Origin of the sequence: Arthrobacter sp. B3I9 (assembly GCF_030816935.1) — a bacterium.
In the GTDB taxonomy this organism is placed as follows: Bacteria; Actinomycetota; Actinomycetes; order Actinomycetales; family Micrococcaceae; genus Arthrobacter.
The window spans coordinates 209,951-223,541 of record NZ_JAUSYO010000001.1; the positions used below are offsets into that span (position 1 = coordinate 209,951).

General features: G+C 67.0%; 16 protein-coding genes. 2 read left to right on the top strand and 14 right to left on the bottom strand.

From position 1 onward, the window contains the following. Positions 1–8: 8 nt before the first annotated feature. The 14 genes from QFZ65_RS01070 to QFZ65_RS01135 all read right to left on the bottom strand — a co-directional run bounded on the left by QFZ65_RS01070 (position 9) and on the right by QFZ65_RS01135 (position 11,362). On the bottom strand, positions 9–1,502 hold the full coding sequence (locus QFZ65_RS01070) for a flagellar hook-length control protein FliK (RefSeq protein ID WP_306907570.1): 1,494 nt from the start codon (positions 1,500–1,502) through the stop codon (positions 9–11). Continuing rightward, positions 1,499–2,143, bottom strand: coding sequence for a C40 family peptidase (locus tag QFZ65_RS01075; RefSeq protein WP_306907572.1), 645 nt, complete (start codon positions 2,141–2,143; stop codon positions 1,499–1,501). Before QFZ65_RS01075 ends, QFZ65_RS01070 begins: the two co-directional genes overlap by 4 nt. Next, positions 2,140–2,574: a flagellar export protein FliJ gene (locus QFZ65_RS01080; RefSeq protein WP_306907574.1), complete on the bottom strand. Its 435-nt coding sequence runs from the start codon at positions 2,572–2,574 to the stop codon at positions 2,140–2,142. The genes QFZ65_RS01075 and QFZ65_RS01080 overlap by 4 nt, the downstream gene beginning before the upstream one ends. After that, on the bottom strand, positions 2,575–3,903 hold the full coding sequence (locus QFZ65_RS01085) for a FliI/YscN family ATPase (RefSeq protein ID WP_306907575.1): 1,329 nt from the start codon (positions 3,901–3,903) through the stop codon (positions 2,575–2,577). After that, positions 3,900–4,514, bottom strand: coding sequence for a FliH/SctL family protein (locus QFZ65_RS01090; protein ID WP_306907577.1), 615 nt, complete (start codon positions 4,512–4,514; stop codon positions 3,900–3,902). The genes QFZ65_RS01085 and QFZ65_RS01090 overlap by 4 nt, the downstream gene beginning before the upstream one ends. Beyond that, a complete protein-coding gene (gene fliG / locus QFZ65_RS01095; RefSeq protein ID WP_306907579.1) occupies positions 4,498–5,514 on the bottom strand; it encodes a flagellar motor switch protein FliG in 1,017 nt (338 codons plus the stop codon). The genes QFZ65_RS01090 and fliG overlap by 17 nt, the downstream gene beginning before the upstream one ends. Then, entirely contained in the window at positions 5,511–7,100 is a 1,590-nt protein-coding gene (gene fliF / locus QFZ65_RS01100) for a flagellar basal-body MS-ring/collar protein FliF (RefSeq protein ID WP_306907581.1), read from the bottom strand. Before fliF ends, fliG begins: the two co-directional genes overlap by 4 nt. Further along, the gene (fliE, locus tag QFZ65_RS01105; RefSeq protein ID WP_306907583.1) at positions 7,100–7,405 is read right to left on the bottom strand and encodes a flagellar hook-basal body complex protein FliE; all 306 of its coding nucleotides are present in this window, start codon (positions 7,403–7,405) and stop codon (positions 7,100–7,102) included. Before fliE ends, fliF begins: the two co-directional genes overlap by 1 nt. Beyond that, positions 7,402–7,794 (bottom strand): flagellar basal body rod protein FlgC, encoded by a 393-nt coding sequence (locus QFZ65_RS01110; RefSeq protein ID WP_306907585.1) that lies wholly within the window; start codon positions 7,792–7,794, stop codon positions 7,402–7,404. Before QFZ65_RS01110 ends, fliE begins: the two co-directional genes overlap by 4 nt. Beyond that, positions 7,794–8,135, bottom strand: coding sequence for a flagellar basal body protein (locus QFZ65_RS01115; RefSeq protein ID WP_306907587.1), 342 nt, complete (start codon positions 8,133–8,135; stop codon positions 7,794–7,796). Before QFZ65_RS01115 ends, QFZ65_RS01110 begins: the two co-directional genes overlap by 1 nt. Positions 8,136–8,290: 155 nt before the next feature. After that, positions 8,291–8,581: a hypothetical protein gene (locus tag QFZ65_RS01120; RefSeq protein ID WP_306907589.1), complete on the bottom strand. Its 291-nt coding sequence runs from the start codon at positions 8,579–8,581 to the stop codon at positions 8,291–8,293. Further along, positions 8,571–9,002 (bottom strand): flagellar export chaperone FliS, encoded by a 432-nt coding sequence (fliS, locus tag QFZ65_RS01125; protein WP_306907591.1) that lies wholly within the window; start codon positions 9,000–9,002, stop codon positions 8,571–8,573. The genes QFZ65_RS01120 and fliS overlap by 11 nt, the downstream gene beginning before the upstream one ends. 3 nt (positions 9,003–9,005) lie before the next feature. After that, positions 9,006–10,391, bottom strand: coding sequence for a flagellar filament capping protein FliD (fliD, locus tag QFZ65_RS01130; protein WP_306907593.1), 1,386 nt, complete (start codon positions 10,389–10,391; stop codon positions 9,006–9,008). A 125-nt stretch (positions 10,392–10,516) separates the two neighbouring features. Continuing rightward, positions 10,517–11,362 (bottom strand): flagellin, encoded by an 846-nt coding sequence (locus tag QFZ65_RS01135; protein ID WP_306907594.1) that lies wholly within the window; start codon positions 11,360–11,362, stop codon positions 10,517–10,519. Positions 11,363–11,659: 297 nt separating this feature from the next. Between QFZ65_RS01135 and QFZ65_RS01140 the strand changes: the two genes are divergently transcribed. Together QFZ65_RS01140 and flgK are read left to right on the top strand one after the other, a co-directional pair. Beyond that, positions 11,660–12,154 carry a flagellar protein FlgN gene (locus tag QFZ65_RS01140; protein WP_306907596.1) on the top strand — a complete coding sequence of 165 codons (495 nt, stop codon included), beginning with the start codon at positions 11,660–11,662 and terminating at the stop codon, positions 12,152–12,154. Between the two features lie 12 nt (positions 12,155–12,166). Next, entirely contained in the window at positions 12,167–13,591 is a 1,425-nt protein-coding gene (gene flgK / locus QFZ65_RS01145; RefSeq protein ID WP_306907599.1) for a flagellar hook-associated protein FlgK, read from the top strand.

A 13,591-nucleotide genomic window follows, 5' to 3' on the forward strand; every position in this document is an offset into this window, starting at 1 on the left:
CTCTCCTGTCAGGCCATCACATCGAGGGTGCCGTCGGTGCCGCGAAGGCCCGGGGTCACTCTGGATGCCTGACTGTTCATTGGTGACTGTCGGTTGTCGGTGGCACCGGGGTAAGCCACCGGGGCCCGGCGATTCATAAACTCGTCCCTGCTGCCGTGTCCGCCGCCGGGTTGTCCACCGGAGGGATGCCCGCCGGAAGAAAGGTCCAGGGTGGCGTTAAGTCCGGATCCAGCCAGATCGCGCTTGAGGTCCGGGAGGATCTGGCGCAGCACGTCGCGACCGTCGGGGCTGGCCGCGAAGAGTTCGACGCGGACGCCGGAGGCGCTGATGTGCGCCTGGACCGTCACGGGGCCGAGGTTTTCCGGATTCACTGCCACCGTCATGGTGTGCTCGCCCAGCCCCGCGGACGCGAGTGTAAAGACGGGGCGGGCCAGCTGCGCCGCGAACCCTGCCGGAACGGGGAGCACATGCGCCGGCGCTTGGACCGGTCCGGACGTCGTGACAGCCGGTGCCAGGGGTTGCCCGGCCACGGCCGTCACCGGGGTGCCGGCGGGAACGGCACCGACTGCCACAGCGTCTGTCCTGGGGCCGGTTCCGAGAGCTCGTTCTGCCCCGCTGAGGGCAGCAGCAGACGAGGACACCGGGGTCGGTTTGCCTGCCAACCCCGGTTCGACAACCGTGGGCGCCGTTTCGGTGACATATGCAGGGGCAGCCGCCATGGCCATTCCCGATGCGGGCTTCAGGCCGTTATTTTCACCTTTCAGGCCGCCAGTAAGGTTGCCGGCTCCAGTCAGCGGGTGCGGGGCCGGCACAGAGGCACCCACCGGGCGGGCAGCGGCATCAGGAGCTGCCGGTCCCCCAGGCACCGCCGTGAGTCGTGATGCGTCCGCCGGGACGGCTCCGGGACCTGCCGGCAGCTGGAAGACCACAGGGGCGGGCTGCGCCGGCACCACTACGGTGTCTATCGGCGGCATGACGACCGGCGCGGCAGGCTGCGACGAGTCTACGGAAACGGCATCCGCATCCGGTGCATCACCCGGTCCTTGCCGCGGAGCGTCCTGCTTCCTCGGTTCGGCCGGAAGTACGACGACGGCCGCGGGGGCCGACGTCGGGGCCACGGCGCCTGGGAGTGCGGCGCTGGCAGTTTCGGGGGTCGCGGAAACTGTCCCGCCGAGGCTCTCTACCTCCGCCGCGGCGCCCCGCGCGTCCTTCCCCTTGTCGGCAGCGGATGATGCTGACGAGGAGCCGACCGGCAGCTGGAAGACCGCCGGTACGGGCTGCGCCGGGTACAAGGGCTTGGGAGGTGTAGACGGTGACCCCTCCGGCGGGCTTGCCGGTGCCTCTTGGCTGCCAGGACTGGCCGGTGCAACTCCGGCTGCCCCCGGGAGTGCGGCAAGGATGGAGGAAAGCGTTCCGTCGAAGCGGTCGGCCCCCGGCGCGGCGCCCGGCGCGGCTTTCACGGTCCCCTGCGGCGGCACGGGGGCCGTCGTCACGGTGTTCATGCGGCACGTCCCGTGGCGAGGGCGGCCTGCAGGGTGGAGAGCAGGTCGGCGCCGGCCGGGAGCGCAGGAGCGGCCGGCGCGTTCGGGATAATCCGCGCGATTTTGTCGAAAACGGCACCCGCAGGAATGTTTTCGATGCGTACGCGTTCTCCGGGCGCTGGGGCATGGATGTACTGGTTGTTGCCCATGAAGATGCCGATGTGCTGGCCGCCGTTCATGACGAGCAGATCGCCGGGCTGGGCTGCGGCCAGGTTCGGGACCGCCGTCCCCGCATTGCCCTGGTCGATGGCGACACGGGGCAGGTCGATGCCGAGATCCTTGTACACGCGCTGGACGAGCCCCGAGCAGTCCAGCCCCGTCTTGGGGTCGGTTCCTCCCCAGACGTACGGGACGCCTAAGTACTTTTTGGCATCGGCGGCAATAGCCGCACCGGTGGCTGAGCCGGTGCCTGGGGCGGCGCCGGACAGTTCGGGAACGGCCGGGAATGCGGGTGTGCCGGCGGCGGCGAGCGTCTGGGCGAAGGTGGCGGACGTCGTCGCGTTCGGAGCGGACGTCGTGGAGACCGGGGCCCCACCGGTGTTAAGCCGGGTCAGGGTGGCCTGGATCTGGCTGATGGTGCTGATCGCGTCGGTCATGCTCATCGGGGAAGGCTCTCCTTCTGCCGGTGCCATGATCCGGAGGCGATCTCGTCGAGGACGAGCTGTTCGGCGCGGAGGTCCTCCACTGCCAGGCGTGAGGCGTGCTTGTCTTCGAGTTTTTCGAGTCCCACCGTGGCCGCCCGGGCCTGCTGGAAGTCCCCGTGCGCCTGGACGGCGTCCGCTTCCGAAACTGCCGTCAGCGCGGACAGATCGGTGAGCATGCTGCGCGAGGAGGCGCGGGCGATGGCGGCCGCGCGGAGGGCTGCGGCGCTGGCGACGTCAACGGGCGATGCCGCCAGGTCGCGGAGCAGGGCGCCGTGCCGGGCCTGCAGGGCGGCGTGCCGGCGGTTGGCCGCCGACAGTGCGGACGCGGCCTGGTCTTCTTCCAGGCGTCGCAGCCCCAGGAGCCCCGCCAGGGGAAAGTTCCGAGCCATTTATGCCCCTCCAAGTATGCGCGTGAGATGTTCCAGCGAGTTCCATGCGTCAGCATCCGGCGTCTGGTCGTCCATGCGTTGCTGCAGGAACGCGTTGATCGAATCCTCGTGGGACAACGCGGCGTCGACGAGCGGGTTGGCGCCCGTCTTGTAGGCCCCGACGTCGATCAGGTCTTGGGCGTTCTTGCGGGCCGCGAGGACCCGCCGCAGCGTCGAGGCCATCGCTGTGCGCCCGGCGGGGTTCACTTTCGACGAAAGCCGGGAGATGGAGGCGAGCACGTCAATGGACGGGAAGTGTCCGGTGACGGCCAGCTTGCGGTCGAGGACGACGTGTCCGTCCAGGATGGACCGGGCGGCGTCTGCGATCGGCTCGTTGTGGTCATCGCCGTCCACGAGCACCGTGTATAGGCCGGTCACGGATCCCGTCTCCGCTGTTCCGGCCCGCTCGAGAAGCTGGGCCAGGACGGAAAACGTCGACGGCGGGTAGCCGCGGGTGGCCGGGGGTTCCCCTACGGAGAGCCCGATTTCGCGCTGGGCCATCGCCACGCGGGTGAGGGAGTCCATCATCAGGACGACGTCGGCGCCCCGGTCCCGGAAGGATTCGGCAATCCGCGTAGCGGTGAAGGCGGCGCGCATGCGCATCATGGCCGGCTCGTCCGACGTCGAAACGATGACGATGGACCGGGCCAGCCCCTCAGCGCCGAGGTCATCTTCGAGGAACTCGCGGACTTCACGGCCCCGCTCGCCCACCAGGGCAATTACGGACACCTCGGCGTCGGTCCCCCGGGCGATCATGGATAGCAGCGAGGACTTGCCGACGCCCGAGCCGGCGAACAGGCCCATGCGCTGGCCGCGGCCAAGCGTGGTCAGGGTATCCAGTACCCGGACTCCGGTCTGCAGCGGGCTGTGGATCCGGGCACGCTGCATCGCCGACGGAGTGTCGTTGTGGACGGGCACCATGCCGTCCCGGGCCAGCGGGCCTTTCCCATCGATGGGTCGGCCGAGGCCATCCAGGACGCGCCCGAACAAGCCGGTGCCCGTGGGCACCAGCAACGGAATGCCGCGGGTGCGTGCCGGAGAGCCTGCCGCGATGCCGGTCATTCTGGCCAGCGGCATGCAGCGGGCACCGGTGCGGGTGGTGGCGACAACCTCGGCGTCCACGCCCGGGCGCTCCCCCAGGGTGACGAGGTCGCCGATGGAGACGTCCAGGCCTTCCAGTTCAGCGCCAAGGCCGACCACGGAGGAGACCGTTCCTACCCGCTCCGGACGTCCCGCGGCCACGGCGGCAGCGAACCGTTCCGCATGGGGGCGCCACGTGGTGGCCGTCATGCCTGGTCCTCCAGCAAGGCCGCCCGGGCCCGGGCCAGAGCGGTGCCGATCCGGGCGTCGAGGTGGCCCGCTTCGAAGTCGGTGAACGCGTCCCCGCGGTTCAGGCTGTCGTCCGCCGTGAAGATGATCCCCGGCGTTTGCTTGACCGTATCGCCCAGGAGACTCAAGTCCGCCGGGTGCATGCGGACCGTGGGTGCGCCGGCCGACGGCGTGTCAGCAAGGGCCCGGGCGAGGGCGGCGCGGGCGGAGCTGTCTGTATCCGAGAGCTCGCGGCCCAGTATGGCTTCGGCCAGGTCCAGGGCGGAGGCCGCCAGGGCATCCTGGGCGTCGTCGAGGACCGGCACAACAGCAGCCTGAAGGGCTGCGGCTGCGGAAGCCAGGGTGGCAAGGAGGCGTCCGGTGCGTGCTTCGCTCTCGCTGAGGACAGCGGCGTGTTCGGCCTCCATCTGTACCCGGCGTATTTCTGCCTCGACGGCGGCCCTGCGGAGGCCGGACGTGTAACCGGCCGTGTGGCCGTGAGCGTAGGCAAGGCTACCGGTGGCAGCATCAGGTGATGCCTTCAGGAGGGGGAACTGTGCGCGGGAGAAGGGGAGGTCAGTAGACGAGGTCATCTTCGTCATTCCTCCGCACCACGATGTTTCCGGCTGCTTCCATTTCACGGACCTGACGGACGATATCGGCCCGTGCTTCTTCGACGGCCGAGGCGCGGACCGGACCGACGGCGGCAATTTCGCTGTCCAGGATTTCCCGGTTGCGTTCCGAGACGTTGGCGCGGATCACGTCTATGACGGTCGGCGATGCGCCCTTCATTGCCAACGCCAGCACGGCCGCGTCGGTGCCGCGGAGGACCAACTGCACGTCCCGCGGCTCAAGTTTGACGAGGTCGGCAAAGGTGAGCATCCGGGACCGGATCTCTTCGGCAAGGTCGGGGTCGCGCGCATCCAAAGCGTCGAGCAGGGCGCGCTCGGTGGCGGCGTCGGAGCCGTTGATGATGTCCACGAGGGGTTGCACTCCACCGACAACTTCGGCGTGTTCCTTGTCGGACATGATGGTTCCGGCCCGGCCCTTGAGTGTCGCCGCGACGATGGCCACAGCATCCGGGTTCGAAGAGCCCATGACGGCGATCGCCTGGGCGACGTCGGTGCGGACGCTGTCTGCCATGAGGGTCATGACGGCGGATGCCTGGCGGGAGCGCAGATGCGCCAGGACCAAGGCTATGGTCGTCGCCATTTCACCGTCCAGCAGTGCGGCAATCTGCCCCGGCTCCGCGTCATCCAGGAATTCGAAGGACCTCCCCGCGAGCGTTGACTCGAGCTTGTTCATCAGGCCGGCGGCTTTTTCCGAGCCGAAGGATGCCGCAAGCAGATCGCTGGCGAAATCCATCCCGCCGCGGGCGCCGGTGCGGCCGTTCACGGCGATGTCGTAGAACTCGCCCATCACTTCATCGGCGACGTCGGGGTCCACCGTGCGCAGCCGGACGATCTCCGCCGTGACTTCGGACGCTTCGCTTTCGGTCAGTTGGGCCATTACGGCCGCCGCGCTGTCCCTGTTGAGCTGCATGAGGACGACCGCGACCTTTTGAGCGCCCGTGAGCGTGTCGAGGGTTCTCATACCGGCTGCTTCGAATCCATCAGGCCACGCAGGTATCCGACGGCCTTGTCCGGATCATCGGTCATCAGGGCCTCGATCTGGGCGCGTTTCTGCGCGGCGTCGGTGTGCTCTTCGGGCAGGGGCGGGATTTCGGCCTTCACCGGGACCGCGACCTGCGCAATGGCGGCGGTGGAGGGTCCGAATTCAAGAGGCAGGACCGGGTCCGTGCGTTCTCCCAGGTCTACGAGCTCACGCCTCTGGCGGCGGTTCTTCCGCGCGTAAAGGAACAGGGCGAGGACAGCCGCGAGGAGGACGACGGCGGCAATCAGGATCATTTTCCACAGCTCGGCGGCCGCTTTGGCATCCTGTTCCGCCTTAGCGGCGGCGAGGGCATCCTGCGCGGCCTGCGCTCCGGCGGTGTTGAACGCGACGCTCTCGACGGTCACAACGTCACCCCGTGCGGCGTTGATACCCGCTGCGGCAGAGACGAGGCTCATCATCTGGGCCCGGTCCGCGCCGGCGGTGGAGTTGATGGCCACCGACACGGCCTGGCGCTTGAGGAGCCCGGCCGGGATGTTTGTGGTCTGGGTGGACTTGTTGACCGCGTTGTTCTTCGTTGCCTTGTCCTGGGTAAAGGTGCCGTTGCCGGAGGTTCCGCCGGGGACAGCGATGTTGTCCGGGCCCAGGACACCGGCAGCGCCGCCTCCGGTGCCGGTGTAGGACTGCTTATCGGAGGACTCGGCCAGGGCCGGGGCATTCTCCGGTGCAGTGAACGTCTCGTCGACTTTAGTGCCGGACTGGGCGTCCATTTCGGCTGCAACAGTGACTGTGGCGTTGCCCGGGCCCAGGACGCGGTCAAGCATGGCCTGGACGTTGCCGGTGACGTTTTTCTCGTAGTCGCTGGCCTGCTTCGAGGACGATCCGGCGAGGCCGGTGCCGACGGCGGAGAGGGTTTGCCCGGCGGCGTCGACGACGGCAACATTTGCCGGCTTCAACCCGTCGATGGAAGCGCTCGTCAGGTGGACTATCGCCTGGACCTGGTCGGCGGAGAGGGTCTGGCCGGGTTTTGTCTCGATGAAGACTGACGCTGTCGGGTCAGCCTTCTGCGAGGTGAACACGCTGTCTTTCGGCATGGCAAGCTTCACGGTGGCCAGCTTGACGCCGTCCATCGCCGCGATGGTGTTGCCCAGCTCGCCTTCCATGGCCCGCTGGTAAGTAACGTTCTGCTGGAATTCCGAGGACGTGACGCCCATGTTGTCGAGCAGTGAATACCCCGTGCTGGACTTGTCCGACGGCAGGCCCGCCGCGGCTGCCTTGAGGCGTTCGGCGTAGACGTTGTCCTGCGGGACCATGATGGTGCCGCCGCCGTCGGTAATCTCGTAAGTCACGCCGTCGGCCTTGAGCTGGTCGGTGACCTTGGAGGCATCCGTCGCCTGCAGGCCGGTGAACAGCGGCGACATGGTCGGCTTGGCCAGCCACGTGGAGAGCGCCACGGTGCCCAGGACGAGGCCGGCGACGGCAAGCAGGGCAATGGTCTTCTGCGCGGAGGTGAACCCGCCGACGTAAAGTTTCGCGCGGTTCAGGACCGCTGTCAGCTGCGGGGGCATCAGGCCTGCATCCTCATGATCTCGTTGAACGCGTCAACGCCCTTGTTCCGGACGGTGGAGACCAGTTCCAAGGTCACCTGCGCCCGGGTAGCGGCCAGGGTGGCGTTGTGGATGTCGGTCAGGTCGCCGGTGACAGCCTGGACTGCCAGGGACTTCGAGGTGCTCTGCAGCGACTGCAGGTTATCGACGGCACCGGTGAGGCTGCCGGCGAACGCCGACCCGTCGGTGGCTTCGGGGCCTTTCACTGCCGAGAGATAACCGGTGCCGGTTACTCCGGTGACGGGGGCGATGGCGGGGACGGTCATGACTTTCCGATCTGGAGTGCTGCTTCGTAAGCGGTCTTTGCGCGGTCCACGACGCCGGCGTTGGCCTGGTAGCCGCGCTGGGCCATGATCAGGCTGCCCATCTGGGCACCGAGGTCGATGTCAGGCATCCGGACGTACCCTTCGGCGTCGGCCAGGGGGTTCGCCGGGTCATGCACGAGTCGGCCTTCCGCGTCGCCCAGCGCCGTGCCGTCAACATAGACGCCTGTGTTCCCGGCACCTTCAACGGCCTGCACATACCGCGCTTGGAAGGCCGGGCCGGACGTGGGCTTGGCGGTGTTGATGTTGGCGAGGTTGTCCGCGGCTGCGTCGAGCCATTTGCGGTGGACGGTCAGGGCGGTGCCCGCGATGCCGATCGCGTCAAAAGTCATTAGTTCGTCCTCATCGCGGTACGGACGGCGGTGAACTCCGAGCCGGCGGCCTGGGCCGCGAACTGGAAGCGCAGCACGGTGTCGACATTGGAGAGTGTCTCGGTGTCCAGATTGACGTTGTTGCCGTTGAGCTGCGTCGGCTCCAGGGAGAGCTGCGTCGCGGCGGCCACGCGGCCGCTGCCCGCCCCCACGGACTGGGCCAGGGCGTCTTCGAAAGTGACGCGCTTGGCATGGTAGTCCGGGGTGTTGACGTTTGCGATGTTGTTGGCGATCACGCGCTGGCGCAGCGCAAGGCCGTCCAGGGCGCTAGAGAGCGCGACGGAGGTCACAGAATCGAACACGACGGCCTGCCTTAGGGCATAAGAGGGAGAAAAGGCCGATCCGTGGCCGTGCGATGAGCGATCCATGCTCACTGCTCACCATCGGCGGGCGGTGCCTATCCGTAAGCAGAATGTCGGGATTACTTTTTATTCGTTGAAAGCGGCATTTCCGCAGGTCAGCCGCGGACGTCGAGATACTGCGGGTGCCCGGTCCGTTGCGGATCCTGCACCGCTTTGAGGGCGCCCAAATGAGCACCGGCACGCTGGCGTTCCTTCGACAGCATGGCCTCCGTTTCACGCTGGGCGTCCAGTACCCGCAGGGCCCTGTCAGCGAGTTCCGCAGGGCAGGGGCCGAGGTCTTCCGGCGGGGCCCACGGGCCGGGAGTGCCGCCGGATACGGCCAGGGCGATGTCCGCTTCGAACCGGTCCAGGACTGCGGCCCAAGAGGTGGCGGTGTCAGCCGACACCGAGCGTCCCGTTCTGGCGCAGCGCCGGGGTCTGGGCGGAAAGCTGCGAGGCGGCGTCGTGCCAGCCTTGTCGCATAGGTTCCAGAAGCACGATGCACTCCTTGGTCCGTTCAACGTCGCGGTGGATGTTCGCCCCGATCATCGCCTGCATGGCGTAGTCGTAGATGCCGAGCAGGTTTTCCGCCCCGTCCCAGGCATCGGTTTTCAGCGTGGACGCGAGTTCGGCGACGATGGCCTGGGCATGGAGGAGGTTTTCGGACGCGACGGACCAGCTTGCGTTCTCCTGGGCGAACTGGGCTCGATTCAGATCCAGCAGGAGCCGGTCATAGAGCATGGTCAGCAATCGGGCCGGCGGGGCCGAGAGGATGGCGTCGGTGCTGTACTGGGAGAGCTGGTTGGCGCGGCGCGCGGTTGCTGTCATGGTTTAGTTTCCTGAGTTTGAGCTGGCGGTGAGCCCGGCGAGCTGGCCGGAGAGCCATGCGGACTGCGACTGGAGCCCGCCGAGCATGACTTCCATGCGGCTGTAGACCGCTTGCAACGTGGACTGCCGGTCGGCAAGCCGCCGGTCCCAGTCCGCGATCTGGCCAGTCAGGCCGGTCGATTCCGACTGACGGCCCTTGATGAGGTTGGTGACGGTCCCCTTGAAGGGATCTGTTGCGGCCGTTGCGGCGGCAGCCACCCGGGCGGAAATCTCCTGGAGCGCGGCCTGCGTACCGGCGGGGTTAGCGGCGAGGGACGCAGCGAGCTTGTCCTTATCGAAGGTGAAGTCGCCGTTGCGGCTGATGACAATGCCGTATTCGGACGGCGATTTGCCGCCGACAGGTGCGGCCATCGCGCTCAGCAGGGCGTCGTTGACGCCCCGGACACTTGAGTTTCCGGTGAAGATCCCACCCTTGGCTGTGGAGGTACCCAGGGTGGTGGCAGTGGTTGTGACTGCGCTGCTGTCGGAGATGAACCCGAGGACGTCGTTGAAGGCCTTGACCAGGTCCTCGGCCTTCTTGGCAACGCCTGCGATGTCGCTGACCACCGTGACGGTCACCGGCGCCGCGCTGATGGCGGTCGCGGTGACGGAGACGCCCGGCAGCAGGTCCTTGAAGGTGTTCGTCGCGGAACTGATCGTCACCTGGGCCGCTGTTCCGGCGTAGAGGAGTGCCTCGGCGTTCTGGGCGGGCTTAACGACGGCAGCGTCCTTGACAGTCATCAAGTCAGTGGCGGTGCCGGCGGTGACCTCGGCAGCGGAGCCCTGATACACCTTGAAAGCGCCGGACTCACCGGGGACAGTGCTGGTGAACTGGAGTCGATAGGTGCCGTTACCCGCTGGCACCTTCACCGCCGAGGCGCCACCTCCGCCAGCGTTCACGGCGGTGACCACGTCGTCCAGTGACGTGGAGGCCGGTGAAATCTCGGTCTGCTTGCCTGTTCCGTCCACAAGGGTGAGCTTCACGGGTGCTCCCGTGCCGTCTGCAGGCCAGGCGGTCATGGCAGCGGCGACATTGACCTGGGTTGACGCGAGCTTCGTGATGGTGACGTCGATGGAGCCGGCGGTGGCCGACGTCGTCGTCGCCGCCGTCAGGGACTGGTTGGAGCTAGTAGCCGTGAACAGGTTCAGGGCGCCGGGCTTCGAAGCAGCCGCGGCTATACCCTGCAGCTGGGTCATCCGGGTGTTGAGTCCCTGCAGCGCAGTGATCATGGACTGGTTCGACGCCAGTTTCGTTTTCAACTGGGTCTGCGGCAGCGCTTCGACGGCCATGAGGGAGTTAACTATGGCCGTGGTGTTCATGCCGCTGGCGAGGCCGTCAATCGCTGCCACAGGGATCCTTCCGGTAAGTCTCAGGGCGCCGCTACCGGCTGGTGTTCAGATGCCGATGGCGGCCACGGGGTACAGGGCCCCGTGGCCGCCACCGGCTGTTAGTGCGTCTCCGTTACCGGAAGGGCCTAGCGCAGGAGCGACAGAACGCCCTGGCCGGACTGGTTGGCCTGGGCCAGCATTGCGGTGCCGGCCTGGGCCATGATGTTGGCCTTGGTGAACTTGACCATTTCCTCAGCCATGTCGGTGTCGCGGATACGGGAGTTCGCAGCCGACAGGTTCTCCTTGGAGACCTGCAGGTTCTTGATGACGCTCTCGAAGCGGTTCTGGCTGGCGCCGAGTTCGGCCCGAGCCGTCGAAACGGACTTGATCTGCCCGTCTACAGCGGCGATCGTGGTGAGGGCATCGCCAGCCGTGTCGAAGCCCGTGCCGCTGGCGAGGGCCGAGATGGCCGTGCCGATGCCCTCGACGTCGAAGCGCTTCACATCGATCTGATCGTTCCCCGCGGTGGAGCCGGCGCCGATCTGGAACGTCAGGGCGGTGCCGGCCTTGGCGGCCGAGAGCAAGTCGATGCCGTTGAAGTTGGTGGACGTACCGATGCGGGTGAGCTCCTTGCCGAGCTCGGCCACTTCGGTGGAGATCGCCTTGCGCGATTCTGTGTTGTTCGAGTCGTTGCCAGCCTGAACGGCCAGGTCACGGACGCGCTGCAGGATCGAGTGAACCTCGTTCAAGGAACCTTCGGCGGTCTGGATGACGCTGATGCCGTCCTGGGCGTTGCGCGCGGCTACAGCCGAACCGGACACCTGGGACTTCAGCCCTTCGGAGATGGCCAGGCCGGCAGCATCGTCGGATGCGCGGTTGATGCGCAGGCCGCTGGAAAGCTTCTCCATTGACCGTGACACGCTGTTCTGTGTTTCGTTGAGGTTGCGGTAGGCGTTGTTCGCCAGTGCGTTGGTGTTGATCTGCATGCCCATGATGTTTCCTCCATGATTGGGTCTGGTGCTACTTCCAGGCCATCCGTGGCCTGTCATTTATGGCTATCGGCGGCCCCGCCAAGGTTCGTAAGCAAAACGCGAAAGAAACTTTTTCCGGATGTTCGCGGCGGCGGGCCAAAGGGCCGCTGCTGCTGCAGTACGCAAGATTTGTTCACCGGATCAGTTACCGGCGGCCCGGGTTTGCCGATGGTTATTGGTGAGGACGCCAGCACCGGCTTGCGGTCCCGCCGCATCACGCCATTCGCACGCGTGGAACAAATTAGAGGGACGTGAACCATGAGGGCCAACGAGCTGTCAGCCCTGCTCTGGCAGGAGCGTGAACTTCTGGACCTGCTGATCTTCAAGCTGACGGAGGAACAACTGCTGCTGACCGCGGGGCGGACGCGCTGGCTCCAGCACGCCACCAGCGAAGTGGAGCGGGTCGTCGAGCGGCTTCGCTCTGCAGGCCTGGCGCGAGCCATTGAAGTGGACTCGCTGGCCGAGGAATGGAACGTCAAGGCGGATCTGCCCACCCTCAACGACATTGCCGATGCTGCCCCTCCGGGGCCGTGGAGTGACATTTTCCGTGCCCATCTGGAGGCCATGACAGCCCAGACGGCGCAGATCAAGGAACTCCGGGACCTCAACGAATCCTTCCTGCGGTCCGCGGCGCGCTCCACCCAGGAGACCGCCGCCACCCTGCTGCCCCGCACCGGCACCTACGACGCCCACGGCTCCACGCACCACGCCGGCACGGCCGGTGCCGGCAACCTCTTTGACACGAGACTCTAGAGGACCAGCGACATGAGCACTTTCGGATCCCTGAACACCGCCTTCACCGGGCTAAGTGCCGCCCGCGCGGCCATGGACACTGCAGGACAGAACATTGCCAATGCCAGCACCGAGGGCTACACCCGGCAGCGGGTCACCAGTAGTTCCGTCGGAGCGCCCGCCAACGTAGGCCTCGCCGCGTCACCGCGGCCGGCGGCCGGGCAGGGTGTGAACATCGATGCCATTGCCCGCCTCGGTGACACATTCCTCGACTCGCGGGTCCGGTCCGCCGCCTCACAGGGGGGATACGCCAGCACCCGCGCCGAAGCCCTCGCGGCCATCGAAGGGAACCTCCACGAACCCGGTCCCGACGGCATTTCCGCTCAATTGAACACCTTCTGGGCAAACTGGGGTGATGTCGCCAACCAGCCGGAAAGCCCGGCCACCGGTGCGGTGCTGCTGCAGAACGCCGCGGTGCTGACATCCAAGATTTCCGCAGGCTACACAGCTTTGGACGAGCAGTGGAAATCGGCCCGTGGCACGGTGGACGCGATGGCCTTTGACCTGAACACTTCTGCCGCCCAGGTGGCGGCCCTCAATGGCCAGATCCGCTCCACCCTCGCCGCAGGAGGATCTGCCAACGAGCTCATTGACCAGCGCAGCATGCTCGCCACGGGCATCGCGGGACTCGCCGGCGGAAGCGTCCGCTCCAACGCGGACGGCACACTGGACGTGGTCGTGGGCGGCAACTCGATCGTCTCCGGCACCTCGTCCCGCACCGTCACCGTGACCGGGGCTCCACGGCTCGATGAAGCGGCAACCACCCCTGTGAAACTTGAATGGGCCGACCGGCCCGGCCAAGCGGTCGCCCTGGACGGCGGCAGGATTGCCGGGACGCTCTCCGTCCTGGCACCGGCCAGCGGAGGCAACGGCGGGCCGATCGCCGAGGCGGCAAAAGCCTACGACGGGTTCGCCGCTGACCTCGCCGCTACGGTGAATGCAGCACACCGCGCGGGCTCCACCAGAACCGGAGCCACGGGCACGGACTTCTTCGCCATCGCCCCCGGCACCCACCCTGCGCTGAGCCTCACCGTCAAGCCGGCCGACTCCACCGAGCTCGCCACCGGTGCTCCCGGAGCGGGCGCCTATGACGGGTCCAACGCGGATCTGATCTCCCAGGTGGGCACCGGCACCGCCTCCCCGGACCGCCTCTGGTCGACCATCGTCACCGGCACCGGTGTCAGTGCGAAGTCGGAGCTGCTGCGGAGCGAGCTCGCTGACTCCGTATCAGCGGCCGCGGTACAGTCCCAGCTCTCCGGAGCCGGGGTTGACCTGGACGAGGAGAACGTGAACATTCTGGCCGCCCAGCACGCTTACCAAGCGGCCGCCCGTGTCATGTCCGCCATCGACGAAGCACTGGACATCCTGATCAACCGCACCGGAATCGTAGGAAGATAA

What these genes read in the sequence shown, in the direction of transcription:
- QFZ65_RS01070 (WP_306907570.1), bottom strand. Translation starts at nt 1,502, where the DNA reads ATGAACACCGTGACGACGGCCCCCGTGCCGCCGCAGGGGACCGTGAAA.
- QFZ65_RS01075 (WP_306907572.1), bottom strand. Translation starts at nt 2,143, where the DNA reads ATGAGCATGACCGACGCGATCAGCACCATCAGCCAGATCCAGGCCACC.
- QFZ65_RS01080 (WP_306907574.1), bottom strand. Translation starts at nt 2,574, where the DNA reads ATGGCTCGGAACTTTCCCCTGGCGGGGCTCCTGGGGCTGCGACGCCTG.
- QFZ65_RS01085 (WP_306907575.1), bottom strand. Translation starts at nt 3,903, where the DNA reads ATGACGGCCACCACGTGGCGCCCCCATGCGGAACGGTTCGCTGCCGCC.
- QFZ65_RS01090 (WP_306907577.1), bottom strand. Translation starts at nt 4,514, where the DNA reads ATGACCTCGTCTACTGACCTCCCCTTCTCCCGCGCACAGTTCCCCCTC.
- fliG (WP_306907579.1), bottom strand. Translation starts at nt 5,514, where the DNA reads ATGAGAACCCTCGACACGCTCACGGGCGCTCAAAAGGTCGCGGTCGTC.
- fliF (WP_306907581.1), bottom strand. Translation starts at nt 7,100, where the DNA reads ATGCCCCCGCAGCTGACAGCGGTCCTGAACCGCGCGAAACTTTACGTC.
- fliE (WP_306907583.1), bottom strand. Translation starts at nt 7,405, where the DNA reads ATGACCGTCCCCGCCATCGCCCCCGTCACCGGAGTAACCGGCACCGGT.
- QFZ65_RS01110 (WP_306907585.1), bottom strand. Translation starts at nt 7,794, where the DNA reads ATGACTTTTGACGCGATCGGCATCGCGGGCACCGCCCTGACCGTCCAC.
- fliS (WP_306907591.1), bottom strand. Translation starts at nt 9,002, where the DNA reads ATGACAGCAACCGCGCGCCGCGCCAACCAGCTCTCCCAGTACAGCACC.
- QFZ65_RS01135 (WP_306907594.1), bottom strand. Translation starts at nt 11,362, where the DNA reads ATGGGCATGCAGATCAACACCAACGCACTGGCGAACAACGCCTACCGC.
- QFZ65_RS01140 (WP_306907596.1), top strand. Translation starts at nt 11,660, where the DNA reads ATGAGGGCCAACGAGCTGTCAGCCCTGCTCTGGCAGGAGCGTGAACTT.
- flgK (WP_306907599.1), top strand. Translation starts at nt 12,167, where the DNA reads ATGAGCACTTTCGGATCCCTGAACACCGCCTTCACCGGGCTAAGTGCC.